Annotated in this window: 15 protein-coding genes and 1 pseudogene; 10 read left to right on the top strand and 6 right to left on the bottom strand. The window is 73.2% G+C overall.

What is annotated here, in order from left to right:
* Nucleotides 1-128 precede the first annotated feature (128 nt).
* Both pspAA and ACWCSV_RS21705 read right to left on the bottom strand, forming a co-directional pair.
* Entirely contained in the window at nucleotides 129-407 is a 279-nt protein-coding gene (gene pspAA / locus ACWCSV_RS21710) for a PspA-associated protein PspAA (protein ID WP_451144580.1), read from the bottom strand.
* A gap of 8 nt (nucleotides 408-415) precedes the next feature.
* A complete protein-coding gene (locus ACWCSV_RS21705; RefSeq protein ID WP_327175322.1) occupies nucleotides 416-1,201 on the bottom strand; it encodes a PspA/IM30 family protein in 786 nt (261 codons plus the stop codon).
* A 310-nt stretch (nucleotides 1,202-1,511) separates the two neighbouring features.
* Here ACWCSV_RS21705 and ACWCSV_RS21700 point away from each other — a divergent pair, with 310 nt between their 5' ends.
* The 3 genes from ACWCSV_RS21700 (at nucleotide 1,512) to ACWCSV_RS21690 (ending at nucleotide 4,135) form a co-directional block, all read left to right on the top strand.
* Nucleotides 1,512-2,108, top strand: a complete 597-nt coding sequence (locus ACWCSV_RS21700; RefSeq protein WP_451144578.1) for a DUF3043 domain-containing protein — start codon at nucleotides 1,512-1,514, stop codon at nucleotides 2,106-2,108.
* A gap of 59 nt (nucleotides 2,109-2,167) precedes the next feature.
* Nucleotides 2,168-2,911 carry a class I SAM-dependent methyltransferase gene (locus ACWCSV_RS21695; RefSeq protein ID WP_451144623.1) on the top strand — a complete coding sequence of 248 codons (744 nt, stop codon included), beginning with the start codon at nucleotides 2,168-2,170 and terminating at the stop codon, nucleotides 2,909-2,911.
* 144 nt (nucleotides 2,912-3,055) lie between these two features.
* Nucleotides 3,056-4,135: a S1C family serine protease gene (locus ACWCSV_RS21690; RefSeq protein WP_451144576.1), complete on the top strand. Its 1,080-nt coding sequence runs from the start codon at nucleotides 3,056-3,058 to the stop codon at nucleotides 4,133-4,135.
* A gap of 214 nt (nucleotides 4,136-4,349) precedes the next feature.
* Here the strand turns inward: ACWCSV_RS21690 and ACWCSV_RS21685 are convergent.
* Nucleotides 4,350-4,550: pseudogene (locus tag ACWCSV_RS21685) on the bottom strand (hypothetical protein); the annotation flags it as partial.
* A 256-nt stretch (nucleotides 4,551-4,806) separates the two neighbouring features.
* Between ACWCSV_RS21685 and ACWCSV_RS21680 the strand changes: the two are divergent.
* Nucleotides 4,807-6,009, top strand: coding sequence for a bifunctional adenosylcobinamide kinase/adenosylcobinamide-phosphate guanylyltransferase (locus ACWCSV_RS21680; RefSeq protein WP_451144574.1), 1,203 nt, complete (start codon nucleotides 4,807-4,809; stop codon nucleotides 6,007-6,009).
* Nucleotides 6,010-6,148: 139 nt separating this feature from the next.
* Here ACWCSV_RS21680 and ACWCSV_RS21675 read toward each other — a convergent pair whose 3' ends face one another.
* Nucleotides 6,149-7,129 (bottom strand): SGNH/GDSL hydrolase family protein, encoded by a 981-nt coding sequence (locus tag ACWCSV_RS21675; protein ID WP_451144572.1) that lies wholly within the window; start codon nucleotides 7,127-7,129, stop codon nucleotides 6,149-6,151.
* A 313-nt stretch (nucleotides 7,130-7,442) separates the two neighbouring features.
* Here ACWCSV_RS21675 and cobT point away from each other — a divergent pair, with 313 nt between their 5' ends.
* Complete coding sequence (gene cobT / locus ACWCSV_RS21670) at nucleotides 7,443-8,555, top strand: nicotinate-nucleotide--dimethylbenzimidazole phosphoribosyltransferase (protein ID WP_451144570.1); 1,113 nt, start codon at nucleotides 7,443-7,445, stop codon at nucleotides 8,553-8,555.
* Nucleotides 8,556-8,588: 33 nt separating this feature from the next.
* On the opposite strand, the gene ACWCSV_RS21665 is transcribed toward cobT, so the two are convergent.
* A complete protein-coding gene (locus ACWCSV_RS21665) occupies nucleotides 8,589-9,350 on the bottom strand; it encodes a hypothetical protein (protein ID WP_451144568.1) in 762 nt (253 codons plus the stop codon).
* 88 nt (nucleotides 9,351-9,438) lie between these two features.
* Between ACWCSV_RS21665 and ACWCSV_RS21660 the strand changes: the two genes are divergently transcribed.
* Entirely contained in the window at nucleotides 9,439-10,218 is a 780-nt protein-coding gene (locus ACWCSV_RS21660; RefSeq protein ID WP_451144566.1) for an adenosylcobinamide-GDP ribazoletransferase, read from the top strand.
* 90 nt (nucleotides 10,219-10,308) lie between these two features.
* On the opposite strand, the gene ACWCSV_RS21655 is transcribed toward ACWCSV_RS21660, so the two are convergent.
* The gene (locus ACWCSV_RS21655; RefSeq protein WP_451144621.1) at nucleotides 10,309-11,220 is read right to left on the bottom strand and encodes an endo alpha-1,4 polygalactosaminidase; all 912 of its coding nucleotides are present in this window, start codon (nucleotides 11,218-11,220) and stop codon (nucleotides 10,309-10,311) included.
* A gap of 279 nt (nucleotides 11,221-11,499) precedes the next feature.
* Between ACWCSV_RS21655 and ACWCSV_RS21650 the strand changes: the two genes are divergently transcribed.
* The 4 genes from ACWCSV_RS21650 (at nucleotide 11,500) to ACWCSV_RS21635 (ending at nucleotide 17,445) form a co-directional block, all read left to right on the top strand.
* Entirely contained in the window at nucleotides 11,500-13,041 is a 1,542-nt protein-coding gene (locus ACWCSV_RS21650; protein ID WP_451144564.1) for a leucyl aminopeptidase, read from the top strand.
* A 354-nt stretch (nucleotides 13,042-13,395) separates the two neighbouring features.
* Complete coding sequence (gene lpdA / locus ACWCSV_RS21645; protein ID WP_450779117.1) at nucleotides 13,396-14,784, top strand: dihydrolipoyl dehydrogenase; 1,389 nt, start codon at nucleotides 13,396-13,398, stop codon at nucleotides 14,782-14,784.
* A gap of 56 nt (nucleotides 14,785-14,840) precedes the next feature.
* Nucleotides 14,841-16,649, top strand: coding sequence for a 2-oxoglutarate dehydrogenase, E2 component, dihydrolipoamide succinyltransferase (sucB, locus tag ACWCSV_RS21640; protein ID WP_451144562.1), 1,809 nt, complete (start codon nucleotides 14,841-14,843; stop codon nucleotides 16,647-16,649).
* A gap of 172 nt (nucleotides 16,650-16,821) precedes the next feature.
* Nucleotides 16,822-17,445, top strand: a complete 624-nt coding sequence (locus tag ACWCSV_RS21635) for a GntR family transcriptional regulator (RefSeq protein ID WP_451144560.1) — start codon at nucleotides 16,822-16,824, stop codon at nucleotides 17,443-17,445.
* Nucleotides 17,446-17,726: the final 281 nt, after the last annotated feature.

Here is a 17,726-nt window from a genome sequence, read left to right as displayed (position 1 = left end):
CCCGCGCGCGTACGTACGCGCCCCGTACGCGGAAGAGGAACGACACGCGCCGCCGCCCGCCCGGAGGTCCGGGCGGGCGGCGGCGTGGAGCGGAGCGGAGTGCTCGGTGCGGGAGTGCGGTGGGCCGGTCAGCCGGGAATGAGCCCGTCGTCGTGGAGCATCGCGCGGACCTCTTCGAGAGTGGCCTCGGGAGACGGCAGGATCAGATCGGACGGCTCCAGGGAATCGTCCGGCAGCGGCGAGCCCAGCTCGCGCACCCGGCCGAGCAGGGCGTGCAGCGTGGTGCGGAAACCGGGTCCGTCGCCGCGCTCCATCTCCGCGAGCAACTCGTCGTCGAGCGCGTTCAGCTCGGCGAGCGTGCCGTCGGCCAGTTCTACCTGGCCCTCCCCCATGATCCGTACGATCATGACCGTCCTCAGCTCTTGTCGTACCGGTGCGGTGACTGCTGCTGGGAGCCGGGCGCGGTGCCCTCGGTGCCGCCCTCGATGGCCTGCTGGCCCGCCGAGGTGCCGCCGGCCAGTTCGGCCTTCATCCGCTGGAGCTCCAGCTCCACATCCGTACCACCGGAGATGCGGTCCAGCTCGGCGGCGATGTCGTCCTTCGCCGTGCCGGTGGGGTCGTCCAGGGCGCCGGAGGCCAGCAGCTCGTCGATCGCGCCGGCCCGGGCCTGCAGCTGCTGCGTCTTGTCCTCGGCCCGCTGGATGGCCAGGCCGACGTCGCCCATCTCCTCGGAGATGCCGGAGAACGCCTCCCCGATGCGGGTCTGCGCCTGGGCCGCGGTGTAGGTGGCCTTGATCGTCTCCTTCTTGGTGCGGAAGGCGTCGACCTTGGCCTGGAGCCGCTGGGCCGCGAGAGTGAGCTTCTCCTCCTCGCCCTGCAGCGTCTGGTGCTGCGTCTCCAGGTCGGTGACCTGCTGCTGGAGGGCGGCGCGACGGGAGAGCGCCTCGCGGGCAAGGTCCTCCCGGCCGAGCGCGAGGGCCTTGCGGCCCTGGTCCTCCAGCTTGGACGACTGGCCCTGCAACTGGTTCAGCTGCAGCTCCAGCCGCTTGCGCGAGGTCGCCACGTCGGCGACCCCGCGGCGCACCTTCTGCAGCAGTTCCAGCTGCTTCTGGTACGAGTAGTCGAGGGTCTCGCGCGGGTCCTCGGCCCGGTCAAGGGCCTTGTTCGCCTTCGCGCGGAAGATCATTCCCATCCGCTTCATGACACCGCTCATGGGCTTCGCGCGCCCCCTTCTTGACGACTGAGCTCCAGCACTCCGACAGAACCCACAGTACGGGCCCCGCATCCATTACCGCACTGTTCGGGGCCCGATGTGCTCCTCCCCAAGGACGACTGCGCCCGGCGGCCGCTCCCGCCCGAGGAGTACGCGACGGATGCGGGCCGACCGGGGCGGATGCCCTGGTTGTCCCGGTGTCGCCCCGGTGGGTACACCGCTGAGGACGCGGGCCGTTGCCGGATCGTTCCCGCCCGGTCCGACTGCCCGCCCACCGGACCCCGTACCCTTGGGTTTTGTGTTCCGTAGCCGTTCCAAAGAAGAGAAGGCCCCCACCGGCAAGGTGACGGCGGACCTCTCCACCCAGTCCCGCGACCCCCAGGCTCCCAAGGGTCGCCCCACGCCGAAGCGCAGCCAGGCACAGACGCAGCGGCGTCGTGCCTCGACCGCGCCGGTCGACCGCAAGGAGGCGGTGAAGCGCTCACGCGAAGCACGCCGGGTCGACATGGCCAAGCAGCGCGAGGCCCTCGCCTCCGGTGACGAGCGCTACCTCCCGGCCCGCGACAAGGGCCCGGTACGGCGCTTCACCCGCGACTTCGTGGACTCCCGCTTCAGCATCGCCGAGTGGTTCCTGCCGATGGCCGTGATCATCCTGGTCCTCAGCGTGATCCAGATCCGGAACATCCAGAACATCTCGCTGCTGCTCTGGCTCGGCGTGATCGTGCTGATCGTGCTGGACTCGATCGGCCTGGCGTTCCGGCTGCGCAAGCAGCTGCGCATCCGCTTCCCGGACACCCCGCAGCGCGGTGCCGTCGCGTACGGCCTGATGCGTACGCTCCAGATGCGCCGGCTGCGGCTGCCGAAGCCGCAGGTCAAGCGAGGAGAGCGGCCCTGACCGCGGGGGCCTCGGGATTCACCGGAGGCTCCTCGACGTGGCTCGCCGGGCTCGGCGGACTGCGCAACATCGTCCGCCAGGAGCTCGTGGCCCGGCAGCTGGACGAGCAGATAGCCGCCCGCTTCCCGGTGGGGCGGCGCCTGCGCGTCCTCGACGTGGGGCTGGGCCAGGGCACGCAGGCCCTGCGCCTGGCGCGGGCCGGTCACTCGGTGACCGGTCTGGACCCCGACCCCGAGATGCTGGCGTCGGCCCGTGAGGCGCTGGAGCACGAGCCGGAAGGCATCCGCGAGCGCGTCCGGCTGATCGAGGGCGACGGCTCTGAGACCGGTGTCCACTTCCTGCCCGGCACCTTCGACATGGTGCTCTGCCACGGCGTACTGATGTACGTCGAGGAGCCGGACGCTCTCCTGGCGGGGCTGGCCCGGGTGCTGGCGCCCGGCGGCCTCCTCTCACTGGTCGTACGGAACGGCGACGCGCTCGCGATGCGCCCCGCGGCGGCCGGCGACTTCGGCTCGGCGCACGCCGCGTTCGACACCGCCCGCTACACCAACCGGCTCGGCCTCCAGGTCCGGGCCGACCGGCTCGACGCGCTGACCGCCACCCTGTCGGGGATCGCGGCGCCGTTGCACGCCTGGTACGGGGTGCGCGTCTTCACGGACAACACCCCGGGCGACACCCCGCTGCCCGGGCCCGCCGAGCTGGAGCAGATCTTCGCCGCCGAGGAACGGGCCGGGCGGACCGACCCCTACCGGCGGGTCGCCGCGCTGCTCCACCTCTGCGGCGTGCGCGGCGAACGGACCTGAGGAGCTGACGTCCTCCCCCTGGTCGCGGAGCGACCGGGGGTCGTCCGGCCGGCCCGGTGCTCCGGGCGTGCACCGGGCCTCCGTACGGTCCGTTCGGCCCAGCAGCACCCGCCGCCCGGCAGGGACGAACGGGATACTCCGGACATGGACGCATCCCCCTCCCACACCCGCGCGCACCGGCTGCCGCTGTCCCTGGCCGCAGGTCTCTGCGCCCTCGCCCTGGTGACCGGCTGCTCCGATTCCGGTACGGACTCCCCCGAGCCCTCCGCGGCGGCCCGGCAGGATTCCGCGTCCCGCGCCGTGGCGGAGCTGGAGTCCGACTACCAGCGGGTGATCAACGACGTGCTGCCCTCCGTCGTCCAGATCCAGACCGCCGACGGGCTGGGCTCCGGCATCGTCTACGACGACGACGGCAACATCGTGACCAACGCGCACGTCGTCGGCGACGAGAAGTCCTTCAAGGTCAGCGTCGCCACCGGGGAGAAGGTGCTCGACGCCTCCCTGGTCTCGTCCTACCCGGACCAGGATCTGGCGGTCGTCCGCCTCGACGACAGACCGGACGGGCTGCGGGCGGCGAAGTTCGGCGATTCGGAGAAGGTCGAGGTGGGGCAGATCGTGCTGGCGATGGGCTCACCGCTCGGCCTGTCCAGCAGCGTCACCCAGGGCATCGTCTCGGCGCTCGGCCGGACGGTCAGCGAGTCCCGGTCCGGCGGCGGCACGGGGGCGACCCTCGCCAACATGGTGCAGACCTCTGCGGCGATCAACCCGGGCAACAGCGGGGGCGCGCTGGTCAACCTGAACAGCGAGGTCATCGGCATCCCGACGCTCGCGGCGACCGACCCCGCCCTCGGCAACAGCGCGGCCCCCGGCATCGGTTTCGCGATCCCGGTGTCGACGGTGAAGACCATCGCGGACCAGATCATCGACAAGGGCAAGGTCACCGACTCGGGGCGGGCCGCGCTCGACGTCACCGGCCGCACGGTCGTCGACGACGCCTACCAGCCCGCCGGTGTGGCGCTGGTGAGCGTGGCCCGGGGCGGGGCCGCGTACGACGCGGGGATGCGGGTCGGCGACATCATCACCCGGATCGGCGACACCGAGGTCACCACGATCACCTCGCTCGCGGAGGCGCTCGCCGCCGAGCAGCCCGGGGACCGGGTCGAGGTGACGTACACCCGCGGGGGTGCCACGAGGACGGCCGAGGTCACCCTCGGGGAGATCTGACCCCGCCGGACGGGCGGGTGCGGGAGCGGGCGGTCCGGGATCCTCCGGGCCGCCCGCTGCCGGCCGGTCAGACGGTCTCCGCCTCCGGACCGGACGCGGCCGCCGCGTCGGGGGTGTCGGTGCCGGCAGCGCCGGTGGTGCCGTCGGGGGCACCGGGTTCCGGGTCCGGCTCCGCGTCGGGTTCCGGGGCCGGTCCCGGGTCGGGCTCCGGTGCTTCCGCGTGGAGGCTCATCGGGCCGTAGATCTTCGTGGAGTCGTCGAAGAGCGTCACCTGGTCCGCCCCGCCGTCCAGGAGTTCCTTCCAGAACTCGCCGATCCAGGACTCCGCGTCACCCTGCGTCGTGAATTCCTCCGGCTGCAGCGCCGGCTCCGTCTCCGTACCGTCGGACTTCTCGAACCGCCACGTCCACGCCATGTCAGCCTCCTGGGTCCTGTTGCTGCCCCGAGCCTAGGGCCTCGACCCGCGATCCTGCCGCGATCGTCCGGAAGATTGCCGCCAGGGGTGCCGGGAACGGGGCCTTCCGGCCGGATCGGCCCGGCATGATCCGGACGGAAGGCCCGGGGCCCACGGGCGCGGCCGCAGGGGCCCGGGAAGGTCCGGCCGGGTCCGGGGCCGGCGGTACGGGGCGGCCGGGCGCGCACGCCCGGCGGGTACGCGGCAGGATCAAGGCGTGGAACTGACTCTCCTCGGCACCGGAGCCCCCGGCGGGCTGCCCCGGCCCGACTGCCCCTGCGCCGTGTGCGCGACTGCCCGCGGCACGTCCGCGCGGGCCACGACGGCTCTCCTCGTGGACGACGCCGTGCTGCTCGACCTCACCCCGGGCGCGGCACTCGCCGCCGCCCGCGCGGGGCACTCGCTGGGCGGGGTGCGCCAGGTGCTGCTGACCCGCCCCCAGAACGGGCCGGCCGTCGAGCTGCCCCCGGGGCTCCCCCGGGCGGGCCGGGTGCCGGACGGACAGGTGCTGACACTGATCAGCGGGCACCGGGTGCGGGCCGTGCCGATGGACGCGCCGGGCACGGGATACGAGATCACCGCACCCACCGGCGAGCGGCTGCTCTACCTGCCGCAGGGCGCCGCTCCGGCAGGACTCACCGAGCCGTTCCCGGAGCCGTACGACCTGGTGGCCGGTGACGTGGTGGGGCGGCCCGACGCGGTGGCGCGGCTGCGGGCGGTGGGTGCGGTCGGGCCGCTCACCGAGATCGTCGCCGTCCACCTGGACCACGACGCCCCGCCCGGGGCCGAGCTGGACCGCCGGCTCGCGGCGGCCGGGGCCCGCGCGGTGCCCGACGGGACCACGCTGGTGACCGGGGAGTACCGCCCCCTCCCCGAGGTGCCCCGGCGCACCCTGGTGACCGGGGGCGCCCGGTCGGGGAAGTCGGTGGAGGCGGAGCTGCGGCTGGAGACCTTCCCCGACGTGGTGTACGTGGCCACGGGCGGCCGGCGGGACGGGGACACGGAATGGGCCGCGCGCATCGGGCTGCACCGGGAGCGGCGGCCGTCCGCCTGGCGCACCGAGGAGACCTGCGAGGTGGCGGAGCTGCTGCGGGCGGACGGGCCGCCGCTGCTGATCGACTGCCTGTCGCTGTGGCTGACCGACGCGATGGACCGGGTGGACGCCTGGGACGACGGCCGGTGGGCGGACGGCGGCGAGAAGGTGCTGCGGGCGCGGGTCGCGGAGCTGGTCGCCGCCGTGCGGGAGACCTCGCGGACGGTGGTGGCGGTGACCAACGAGGTCGGTTCCGGCGTGGTCCCCGCGACGGCGGCCGGACGGCGGTTCCGGGACGAGCTGGGGCGGCTGAACGCGGCCTTCGCGGCGGAGTGCGAGACGGTGCTGCTGGTCGTCGCGGGGCTGCCGGTGGTGCTGCGGGGGTGACCGACGGGGCCGGAGCGCCGGACAGCGCACCCGGCCCCGCGCCTGATCCGCGCCCGGACCGCGCCGGCCCGCATCGGGCGGCGCGGGAGGCTCGGTACGCGTGCCCGCCTGCCTCGGGCGGTCCGGAACGCGTGCCCGCCTACTTCAGGCGGTTCAGTACGGCGGTCGCCATGGCCTGCTCGCCCTTGGCGTTCGGGTGGGCGGGAGCCGCGGGCGAGGCCGGCACGAGCGGCTCGATCCAGCGGACCTCGGGGGCCTTGCACATGTCGCGCCCGACGGTGGGCCCGTAGGTGTCGACGTACTCGGCGCGGTTGTGGGCCGCCACCGTGCGGAGCATCGCGTTGAGCCGCTTCTCGGTGTCCCGCAGGTAGGGGAAGTCCCCGGCCCCGAAGGGCACCGCGGGAAAGCAGCCGCTGCCGTCGTCGGGCAGCAGGTCGGGGTAGCCGACGACCAGTACGCGCGCGTGCGGCGACCGCGCGTGCACGGCCCGCAGGACGCGCTCGATCTTCGGGGCGGTCCGCGCGACGGCCTCGGTCAGCTGGTCGGTGCCGGAGGAGGTGTAGTGGCTCCGGCAGGGATCGCCCGCCGGATTCTGGACGCCCAGACCGGCACACGTGGCGATGATGGACCCGAACCCGATGTCGTTGCCGCCTATCTGGAGCGTGACGAGACCGGTGTCGCGGCGGAGCGCCCGCAGCTGCGGGGCGTTGCCGCCCTGCGCGGTCCACATCTGCTCGGTCGTCGCACCGCCGCAGCTCACGTCCTCGAACGCGGACGCCTTCTTCCACTCGGCGACCAGGGAGGGGTAGTTGCGGGCCGAGCGGGCGCAGCCGAGGTCGGCCTGCGGGGGGATGCCCGGCCCCGAGGTGTACGAGTCCCCGAGGGCGACATAACGCGGGCCGTGCGCCGGACGCCCTCCGTGCCCGCTGCCGCCGCCGTGCCCGGAGCCACCGTGCCCGGCACCTCCGCCGTGCCCGGAGCCCCTGCCGTGCGCGACGGCCGGTGTCACCGAGGCCATCAGCAGCACGCAGCTCCCGAGGGCGGCCCCCAACGCCACCGCCCGTGCCCGCCGCCGTGCCGCCGCACCCCTGCCCGTACCCGCAACTCCGTTGTCCGCCATGTGCGTTCCTCCCCGTAGGACCTGGACGCCGCCTCGCGAAGCCGGCACCGCACGACACGACGGAGCTTGTATACCGCCGGGTAGCTCCACGCGGCCAGAGGCAGGCACCGTCAATCTCCTGCGCGGGCTCTCCCCGGGCTCCCCCGCCCGCCCGGAGCACGCACGCCGTGGAGGCGGGGGCGGGAGTCGTCGGCCCGGTGCCCTCGGGGCCGGTCGGGGGAAGGGTGCGGCGGATACTGTCCGGATACTGTTCCGCAGGGAGCCCGCCCGTGGGCTCCGGCCCCCGACGCAACGACCCGCGAGGCAGACCTCCGTGAACCTGGACGACTTCTCCGACCTGATCGAGCGCCCCGACGGCGGTGTGCGGCGCGATGCCGAGGACCGCCGGGGGCGGCTGATCGTCCCGCCCGGCGCGCTCGGCCGGCTCGACGAACTGGGCGAATGGCTGTCCGCCGCACAGCAGACCGTGCCGGTCCGGCCGGTGGACCAGCCGCGCGTGGTGCTCTTCGCCGGTGACCACAAGGTCGCGGAGCTCGGCGTCTCCGGCCGCGCCGCGGGGAGTGCGTACGAGCTGGTCCGCGCCACCCTGGACGGGGCGAGCCCGCTGGCGGTGCTGGCCCGGCGGTTCTCGGTGCCGGTACGGATCGTCGACGCCGGCCTGGACTGCGACCCGGATCTGCTGCCCGAGTCCGTCGTGCGCAGCCGGGTGCGGCGGGGCGCCGGGCGGATCGACGTCGAGAACGCGCTGACGTCCGAGGAAGCCGCCGAGGCCGTGGCGCTGGGCATCCGGATCGCGGACGAGGAGGCGGACTCCGGTACGGATCTGGTGGTGCTGGGCGACCTCAGTGTGGGCGGCACGACGGCGGCCTCCACCCTGATCGCCGCGCTGTGCGGCACCGACGCCTCGGTGGTGACCGGGCGCGGCGGCGCGGGAATCGACGACCTGGCGTGGATGCGCAAGTGCGCCGCGATCCGTGACGCGCTGCGCCGGGCCCGTCCGGTCCTCGGGGACCAGCTGGAGCTGCTGGCGACGGTGGGCGGCGCGGACCTCGCGGCGATGACCGGGTTCCTGCTCCAGTGCGCGGTGCGCCGGCTCCCGGTGATCCTGGACGGCGTGGTCTCGGCGGCCTGCGCGCTGGTGGCGCAGCGGGCCGCGTTCCGCGCGCCGGACTGGTGGCTGGCCGGCCACGCGAGCGGTGAGCCGGCGCAGGCGAAGGCGCTGGACCGGATGGCGCTGACGCCGCTGCTCGACCACGGGGTGACGGTCGGCGGGGGTACGGGCGCGCTGCTCGCCCTGCCGCTGGTACGGGCCGCAGCCGCGTTCGCCGCCGAGCTGCCGGAGAAGCCCGCCGGGGAGCCGGACGACGAACAGGGCGACGAACAGGGCGACGAGCCGGACGCCACTGTGGCGGACCCGGCGGTCTGAGTACGGGTCAGGGCTCCGGGTCAGGGCTCCGGGTCAGGGCTTCGGACCGGGCAGCGGTACCCGGTCCGGGGCTCCGCCGATCAGGTCCTGGAACCTGCGGCGGGGCCCGGCCCAGCGCACGTCGTGGTGGTAGGCGCGCAGCACCGCGCGGGCGCGGGCCTTGTGGCGGCGGCCGTAGAACCGCCTGGCCCACGGTGAGGCGGGGCGGGCCAGGCGGAGGGCGCCGATCAGTGCCACGAAGGGGACGAGGGCACCGACGACCGCCATCCGCGCCTTGCCCTTGAAGAGCGCGATGAGCACGAAGAGGAAGTTGACGACCATCGTCAGGACGAGGCCGAGCCGGCCGTTCTCCTGTTCGTCCGTCAGCTCGTCGACCCCGAGGGGCGAGAAGCCCGCGAGGGCCAGCAGCACGAGCGAGGTCGTCAGCACGACCATCTCCACGCTCTGGCGGCCCTGTTCCGTCCAGTAGACGTCGTCCAGGTGCAGGATCAGCGCGAACTCGTCCAGCACCAGGCCCGCTCCGATCCCGAAGATCACCGCGAAGACCATCGCGGTGACGCCGTGCTGGCCGCTGGCGGCCGCGCCGAAGCCGCCGAGGACGGAGAGCACGACCCCGGGGACGACGTGGTGGACGTGGACCCCGCCCGGGGTGATGTTACGGAACGGCCCCTTCCCGGCCCGGATCATGCGGGTGATGGTGCGGGTGATGGCGAAGGTCAGCACGAACGCGGCCAGCGCGAGGAGCAGCGGCAGCTTTCCCGGTTCGATGATGTTGGTGTGCCACCAGTGACCCATGCCACCCTCTCCCGATCGGCCACCCTTGTGCAGATTCGTCACATCTTGTCCGATGGAGACGCGTTGCGCACGCACTACCGTGCTCGCGGTGACCTCCCTGAACAGCCATGGCCTCCGCTTCGCCTTCGGCACCCTCACCGTGCTCCCCGTCCGCGTCACCCGCTGGGACCGTGACACCGCCCGTGCGGGCATGCTCCGCGCGCCGCTCGCCGGGCTCGTGGTGGGGCTGCTCGCGGCAGCGCTCGGTTCGCTGGCGCTGCTCGCCGGCTCGGGTCCGCTGCTCGCCGCCGTCGCCTCAGCCGCCGTACCGGCCGTACTCACCCGGGGTCTCCATCTGGACGGGCTCGCGGACACGGCCGACGGGCTCGGCAGCGGCAAACCGGCCGAGGACGCGCTGCGGATCATGAAGCGGTCGGACATCGGGCCGTTCGGCGTGATCACCCTGCTCTTCGTGCTGCTGGCCCAGGTCGCCGCCGGTCACGAGCTGTACGGGCGCGGCTGGGAGCAGGGCGCGGCGGGCGCGGTGGTGGCCGGCGTCGCCGCCCGTCTGGCGCTGACCCTCGCCTCGCGCCGGGGCGTGCCGGCGGCCCGCCCGGAGGGGCTGGGCGCGGCGGTGGCCGGCACGGTGCCGGGGCCGGGGGCGGTCCTGGTCACGGTGGTGGCGGTCGCGGCCTGCGCCGCGGCCGGGGTGGTGTCCGGGGCAGGCGGGACCGTGCACCACGCGCTGGCCGCGCTGCTGGCCCTCGGGTCGTCCGAGGTGCTGCTGCGGCACTGCGTGCGGCGGTTCGGCGGGGTGACGGGGGACGTGTTCGGCGCGGTGGAGGAGACGGCGGCGACGGCGGCCCTGGTGGTACTGGTGCTCGGCTGACGGGAGGCCCGGCCCGTCGGGCCCGCGGGAAGCCCGGGAAGCCCGGGAGGCGCGGAGGCCGGACGGGCCGAGGCGGCCGAACGGGCCGGATCAGGGCGCCGCGGGCTCCCCCGCGTCCGTCGCGCAGCTCCTGCGCCAGACGCCGAGCTCGTACTTCTTCTCCAGCGAGCTGAGCCCGAGTTCGCGCGAGCGGGCGCAGAACGCGGCGGCCGGCAGCTCGTACTCGACGTGGAAGACGGCCTTGTCCGCCTCGACGAACGGGACCAGGTCCTCGCACTCCTCGTACTGGGCGCACTGCTCGTTCACCGCGAAGTCGAAGTCCGGTTCGAGTGCGGGGATCTGGTCCAGGTCGTTCTTGAGGCCGACCGCCAGGCCGTGGCGGTGGGCGATGCGGGCGATCAGCCGGTTGTACGCCAACTGGTCGGCGGCCGTGAGCGGGAAGCCGGTGCCGTTGCGGTAGCCGTCCATGTTGTCCGGCTCCACGGCGTCGAAGCCCTTCTCGGCGCACATCGCGATCCGGTTCTCCATCAGAGGCCCCAGGAGGTCGGTGCGCCTGATGTCGAGCCAGCGCTCGCCGTCCCAGCCGTTGCCCTTGCCCAGCAGGGCGGCCGGGAACGCGTCGGCGTCCGGGCGGAAGTCCTCGTGGGCGCCGGTGGAGAGGTAGCAGATGACCTTGCTGCCCCGGTCGTGCAGACCGGCGACGGCGGCGGCGTCGTGGTCGAAGCCGTCGATGTCGTACACCGGGACGTCCACGGTGGGGTCGAGCCGCCCGGAGAGCTGCCACTGCCAGTCCAGGCCGGGCCGGGGGTGCCAGCGCCCGGCCGCCGGGTCCGCCGGATCCGTGGAGGCGGCAGCGGCTGGGCGGCCCGCCGGGGCTCGCGGGGGTTCTCCCGAGGTGCAGCCGGAGAGCAGCGGAGACACCATCAGGAGGGCGACCGCCACCGGTCGGCCCAGCTTCGCCCCGTACACCCCGTACACCGTTCCCCGACCCCGTTCCCGTATCCGCACATGCCGTACATGCCGTGCGCGTCCCGGCGCGCCCCAGGACCCGCCGCCGCCAACGACCTTATGCGCCCGCCCGGTTCGTCCCGCGCACCGCGTGGACCGGCCCGGACGTCCGCCGGGCCCCTCCCGGACGGTGAACACCGCCGTGAAACGGCGAAAACGGCGCGCGTAGGCTCGTTCCCTGCGCATAGCGGGCGCATCTACGATGCGCCGGGCACGGTCGGCCCCACCCCCTCGATCGATCCAGTTACTCAACGGAAGCGAGAATTCACCACCGTGACTGCTCTCACTCTCAGCACCGCAGGTGCGGCGACGCTGCGCGCCGACGCACTCGTCGTCGGTCTGGCCAAGGGTTCCAAGGGCCCGGTGCTCGCACCGGGCGCCGAGGCCGTGGACAAGGCCTTCGGCGGAAAGCTCGCCGCCGTCCTGGAGACCCTGGGCGCCACCGGTGCCGAGGGCGAACTCATCAAGGTTCCCGCCGCCGGCGGCCTCAAGGCGCCCGTCGTCATCGCCGTCGGCCTGGGCACCGTCCCGGACTCGGACGACGCCTACGACTCCGAGATCCTGCGCCGCGCCGCCGGTGCCGCCGCCCGCGCCCTGGGCGGCTCGAAGAAGGCCGGCTTCGCCCTGCCGGCCTCGACCGTGGAGGACGCCGGCGCCGTCGCCGAGGGCGCCCTGCTCGGCGCGTACGCCTTCACCGCCTACCAGGGCGGCGAGAACAAGCTCGCCCCCAAGTCGGCCAAGGCCGCCGGCCCCAAGCAGGCGCTCGCCGAGGTGGCCGTGCTCGGCGCCAAGCCCCGCGACAAGGCCTTCAAGGCCGCCGCCGAGCGCGCCGTCGCCGTGGCCGAGGAGATCAACCGGGCCCGCGACCTGATCAACACCCCGCCGAACGACCTCTTCCCCGAGTCCTTCGCCGCCGTGGCCACCGCCGCCGGCAAGGAGCACGGCATCAAGGTCCAGGTGCTCGACGAGAAGGCCCTGGTCAAGGGCGGCTACGGCGGTCTGGTCGGCGTCGGCCAGGGCGCCGTCCACGGCCCCCGCCTGGTGAAGCTCGCCTACACGCACCCGAAGGCGGAGAAGACCCTGGCCCTGGTGGGCAAGGGCATCACCTACGACTCGGGCGGCATCTCGCTCAAGCCGGCGGGCCACAACGAGACGATGAAGTGCGACATGAGCGGCGCCGCCGCCGTGTTCGCCACCGTCGTCGCGGCGTCCCGTCTCGGTCTGCGCGTCAACGTCACCGGCTGGCTGGCGCTCGCGGAGAACATGCCCGGCGGCAACGCCACCCGCCCGGGTGACGTGCTGCGCATGTACAGCGGCAAGACCGTCGAGGTCCTCAACACGGACGCCGAGGGCCGGCTCGTCCTCGCCGACGCGCTGACCCGCGCCTCCGAGGAGGCCCCCGACGCGATCGTCGACGTGGCGACCCTGACCGGCGCGATGGTGCTGGCGCTGGGCAACCGCACGTTCGGCATCATGGCGAACGACGACGCCTTCCGTACGGCGATCCACGAGATCGCCGAGGAGGTCGGCGAGGCCTCCTGGCCGATGCCGCTCCCCGCCGACCTGCGCAGGGGCATGGACTCCCCGACCGCCGACATCGCCAACATGGGCGAGCGGATGGGCGGCGGCCTGGTGGCCGGCCTGTTCCTCAAGGAGTTCGTCGGCGAGGGCATCGCCTGGGCGCACCTGGACATCGCGGGCCCGGCCTTCCACGAGGGTGCGCCGTACGGCTACACCCCCAAGGGCGGCACCGGCTCCTCGGTCCGCACCCTGATCCGTCTCGCGGAGCGCACCGCCGACGGCGACCTGGGCTGACCACCGCCGGTCCTCTGTGACCAAAGTCGTACAGCCCCGGGCGGATGTCCGGGGCTGTACGCATTGCGTGCACCCAGCGCACCGGGAGAGGCGGGGCCAGGGCGGGTTTCGCTCTGGACGAACTCGGCTGAATCCATACGTTTCTACGCGGAAGCGACCCGTGGCGGGGCCTGCGGGGCCCGGTCCGGACCGGGCCCCGCGTCCCGTCTGCGGTCAACAAGTGCGAAGATGGGTTCTCGGCAGGACAGGGCCCCCACCACAGGGCCGAACGACTCAAGCGGCCGAACACCAGCCGACCGGCCGGTCACACCCCACGGGGCCCGGCGTACGGCGCACATGCATGGAGGACGTGACGTGGCGAACGACGCCAGCACCGTTTTCGACCTAGTGATCCTCGGCGGTGGCAGTGGCGGTTACGCCGCGGCCCTGCGCGGAGCGCAGCTGGGCCTGGACGTCGCCCTGATCGAGAAGGGCAAGGTCGGCGGTACCTGCCTGCACAACGGCTGCATCCCGACCAAGGCGCTGCTGCACGCCGGCGAGATCGCCGACCAGGCGCGCGAGGCCGAGCAGTTCGGTGTCAAGGCCACCTTCGAGGGCATCGACATCGAGGCCGTCCACAAGTACAAGGACGAAGTGATCTCCGGCCTGTACAAGGGCCTGCAGGGTCTCATCGCCTCGCGCAAGGTGCACTACGTCGAGGGTGAGGGCCGCCTGTCGTCCCCGACCTCGGTGGACGTGAACGGCGAGCGCATCCAGGGCCGCCACATCGTGCTGGCGACCGGCTCCGTGCCGCGCTCGCTGCCGGGCCTGGAGATCGACGGCAACCGGATCATCTCCTCGGACCACGCGCTGAAGCTGGACCGTGTCCCGAAGTCGGCCATCGTGCTCGGCGGCGGCGTCATCGGCGTCGAGTTCGCCTCGGCGTGGAAGTCCTTCGGCACCGACGTGACCATCGTCGAGGGTCTGAAGCACCTGGTCCCGGTCGAGGACGAGAACAGCTCGAAGCTTCTGGAGCGCGCGTTCCGCAAGCGCGGCATCAAGTTCAACCTCGGTACCTTCTTCGACAAGGCCGAGTACACGCAGGACGGCGTCCGTGTGACCCTCGCCGACGGCAAGACCTTCGAGGCCGAGGTGCTGCTGGTCGCGATCGGCCGCGGCCCGGTGTCGCAGGGTCTCGGTTACGAGGAGGCCGGCGTCGCGATGGACCGCGGCTACGTCCTCGTCGACGAGTACATGCAGACCAACGTGCCCACGATCTCGGCCGTGGGCGACCTCGCCCCGACCCTCCAGCTCGCGCACGTCGGCTTCGCCGAGGGCATCCTCGTCGCGGAGCGGCTGGCCGGCCTGAAGGTCGTCCCGATCGACTACGACGGTGTGCCCAAGGTGACGTACTGCCACCCCGAGGTCGCCTCCGTCGGCATCTCCGAGGCCAAGGCCAAGGAGATCTACGGCGCGGACAAGGTCGTCGCCCTCAAGTACAACCTGGCGGGCAACGGCAAGAGCAAGATCCTGAAGACCGCGGGCGAGATCAAGCTCGTCCAGGTCAAGGACGGTGCCGTGGTCGGCGTCCACATGGTCGGCGACCGCATGGGCGAGCAGGTCGGCGAAGCTCAGCTGATCTACAACTGGGAGGCGCTGCCGGCCGAGGTCGCGCAGCTCATCCACGCCCACCCGACCCAGAACGAGGCCATGGGCGAGGCCCACCTCGCGCTGGCCGGCAAGCCGCTCCACTCCCACGACTGATCCAGTCCCGGGCGACGACCGACCACTTCCGCAATTCGTAAGGAGCAACCGAAACCATGTCGGTTTCCGTAACCCTTCCGGCGCTCGGCGAGAGCGTCACCGAGGGCACTGTCACCCGTTGGCTGAAGGCCGAGGGCGAGCGCGTCGAGGCTGACGAGCCGTTGCTCGAGGTCTCGACCGACAAGGTCGACACCGAGATCCCCTCCCCCGTCTCCGGCGTCCTGGCCTCCATCAAGGTCGCCGAGGACGAGACCGTCGAGGTCGGCGCCGAGCTGGCCGTCATCGACGACGGCTCCGGCGCCCCCGCCGCGGCTCCGGCCGAGGCCGCCGCTCCGGCCGAGGCCGCCGCGCCCGCCACCGAGGCCCCGACCGCCCCGTCGACCGAGACCGAGGCCCCCGCCCCGGCCCCGACCGCCGAGGCCACCGCCGGCGCGTCCTCCGCCGAGGGCACCGACGTCACCCTGCCGGCGCTCGGCGAGAGCGTCACCGAGGGCACCGTCACCCGCTGGCTGAAGGAGGTCGGCGAGGAGGTCACGGAGGACGAGCCCCTGCTCGAGGTCTCCACGGACAAGGTCGACACCGAGATCCCGGCCCCGGTCTCCGGCGTGCTGCTGGAGATCGTCGTCGGTGAGGACGAGACCGCCGAGGTCGGCGCCAAGCTCGCCGTCATCGGTGCCAAGGGCGCTGCTCCGGCCGCCGCCCCGGCCCCGGCCCCGGCCGCCGCCCCGGCCGCCGCCGCTCCCGCGCCGGCTCCCGTCGCTCCGGCCCCGGCCGCCCCGGCTCCGGCTGCTGCTCCGGCCGCCCCGGCTGCTCCCGCCCCGGCCCCCGCCGCTCCGGCGCCCGTGGCCGCCGCCCCGGCTCCGGCTCCGGCCGCCGCCCCGGCTCCGGTCGCCGCTCCGGCCCCGGTCACCCCGGTCGCGGCCTCCGGTGACGACGGCGCGTACGTCACGCCGCTGGTCCGCAAGCTCGCTTCGGAGAACGGCGTCGACCTGGGCGCGGTGAAGGGCACCGGCGTCGGTGGCCGCATCCGCAAGCAGGACGTCGTGGCCGCCGCGGAGGCCGCCAAGGCCGCCGCAGCCGCTCCGGCCCCCGCTGCCGCCGCCGCTCCGGCCGCCTCCAAGGCGCCGAAGCTGGAGGCGTCGCCGCTGCGCGGTCAGACCGTCAAGATGACCCGCATGCGCAAGGTCATCGGCGAGAACATGATGAAGGCGCTGCACTCGCAGGCCCAGCTGACCTCGGTCGTCGAGGTCGACATCACCAAGCTGATGAAGCTGCGCAACCAGGCGAAGGCCGCGTTCGCCGCCCGCGAGGGCGTCAAGCTGTCCCCGATGCCGTTCTTCGTGAAGGCGGCGGCCCAGGCGCTGAAGGCCCACCCGGTCATCAACGCCCGGATCAACGAGGACGAGGGCACCATCACGTACTTCGACTCGGAGAACATCGGCATCGCCGTGGACGCCGAGAAGGGTCTGATGACCCCGGTCATCAAGGGTGCGGGCGACCTGAACATCGCCGGCATCTCGAAGAAGACCGCCGAGCTGGCCGGCAAGGCCCGCGGTGGCGGCCTCACCCCGGACGACATGTCGGGTGCCACCTTCACCATCAGCAACACCGGTTCGCGCGGTGCGCTGTTCGACACCGTCATCGTGCCCCCGAACCAGGCCGCCATCCTGGGCATCGGTGCCACGGTGAAGCGCCCGGCCGTCATCGAGACCGCCGAGGGCACCGTCATCGGCATCCGTGACATGACGTACCTGTCGCTCTCCTACGACCACCGTCTGGTGGACGGCGCGGACGCCGCCCGTTACCTCACCTCGGTCAAGGCGATCCTGGAGGCCGGCGAGTTCGAGGTCGAGCTCGGCCTCTGAACGACCCCGCTGTAACGAGCCTCACCAGCGGCGCCCCCGTCCGGACCACCTCCCGGGCGGGGGCGCCGCCGTATTGTCTAGGGGGTATCCGGCGGTCACTGCCGGTCAACACCACGGGCCTCAGCGACCGTGGCCGGTCCCCGCGGCACCGGTTCGCCCGAAGGAGCACCTCATGACCCCGCCCGTCGTCCACTCGCTGCGCGAGCAGATCCGCGAGCACATCGTGGACGGGATAGTCAGCGGGCGCTGGAAGCCGGGCGAGCGGATCGTGGAGCGGCGGATCGCCACCGAGCTGGAGGTCAGCCAGACGCCGGTGCGCGAGGCGCTGCGCGAGCTGGAGACGCTGCGGCTGATCGAGTCGGCGCCCAACAAGGGCGTCCGGGTCCGCAACCTCACCGCCGCCGACCTGGAGGAGAGCTATCCCGTGCGCGCGGGCCTGGAGCAGATCGCGGCGGAGCTGGCGGCCCCCGCCCTCGGCAGTGACTGCTCGGCCCTCCAGCCGCACGTGACGGCCCTCTACGAGGCCGACCGGGCGGCCGACGGGGAGGCGCAGGTGCGCCACACGGTGGGCTTCCACCGGGAGCTGGTGCGGGCGGCCGGAAACGCGGTACTGCTGCACACCTGGGAGGGGCTGGGCATCGAGGTGTTCACGGCCCTGTCGATCCGGTGGCTGGGCACGGTGCAGAAGTCGTACGCGGAGGAGCACGAGGCGCTCATCGACGCGTTCCTGCGGCAGGACCCGCAGATCGGTTCACTGGTCAAGGCGCACGTGCTGGGCTGCGCACCGCGCGCCTAGGGGCCTTGCCCGGGTGCCCGAGGACCCTTGCCCGGGTGCCCGAGGCCCTTGCCCGCACGCCCGGGAGACGGCCGCGGGGGTCGTCCGTACCGCTCACCCCGGTGCTCTACGGCCGGAGCCGTACTTGTTATTTCTCACGCCCGCATTGCCGTCACGTTTCCCATCTGTCACCGCCGTCGCTCTTTCGAGCGAATGGTGGCCGTTTTGCACCGATTAATCCCGTCACTCCGTGCCCCATTTGGCGGCACCCCATGCCATTTTCTTCATATCGAGAAGTTTTC

The sequence above is a fragment of the Streptomyces sp. NPDC001770 genome (assembly GCF_053596135.1).
This window is presented reverse-complemented; position numbering and strand designations above follow the sequence as displayed.

Excerpts from the sequence above, each read along its gene's own strand:
- pspAA (WP_451144580.1), bottom strand. The coding sequence starts at position 407 with ATGATCGTACGGATCATGGGGGAGGGCCAGGTAGAACTGGCCGACGGC.
- ACWCSV_RS21705 (WP_327175322.1), bottom strand. The coding sequence starts at position 1,201 with ATGAAGCGGATGGGAATGATCTTCCGCGCGAAGGCGAACAAGGCCCTT.
- ACWCSV_RS21690 (WP_451144576.1), top strand. The coding sequence starts at position 3,056 with ATGGACGCATCCCCCTCCCACACCCGCGCGCACCGGCTGCCGCTGTCC.
- ACWCSV_RS21675 (WP_451144572.1), bottom strand. The coding sequence starts at position 7,129 with ATGGCGGACAACGGAGTTGCGGGTACGGGCAGGGGTGCGGCGGCACGG.
- ACWCSV_RS21665 (WP_451144568.1), bottom strand. The coding sequence starts at position 9,350 with ATGGGTCACTGGTGGCACACCAACATCATCGAACCGGGAAAGCTGCCG.
- sucB (WP_451144562.1), top strand. The coding sequence starts at position 14,841 with ATGTCGGTTTCCGTAACCCTTCCGGCGCTCGGCGAGAGCGTCACCGAG.
- ACWCSV_RS21635 (WP_451144560.1), top strand. The coding sequence starts at position 16,822 with ATGACCCCGCCCGTCGTCCACTCGCTGCGCGAGCAGATCCGCGAGCAC.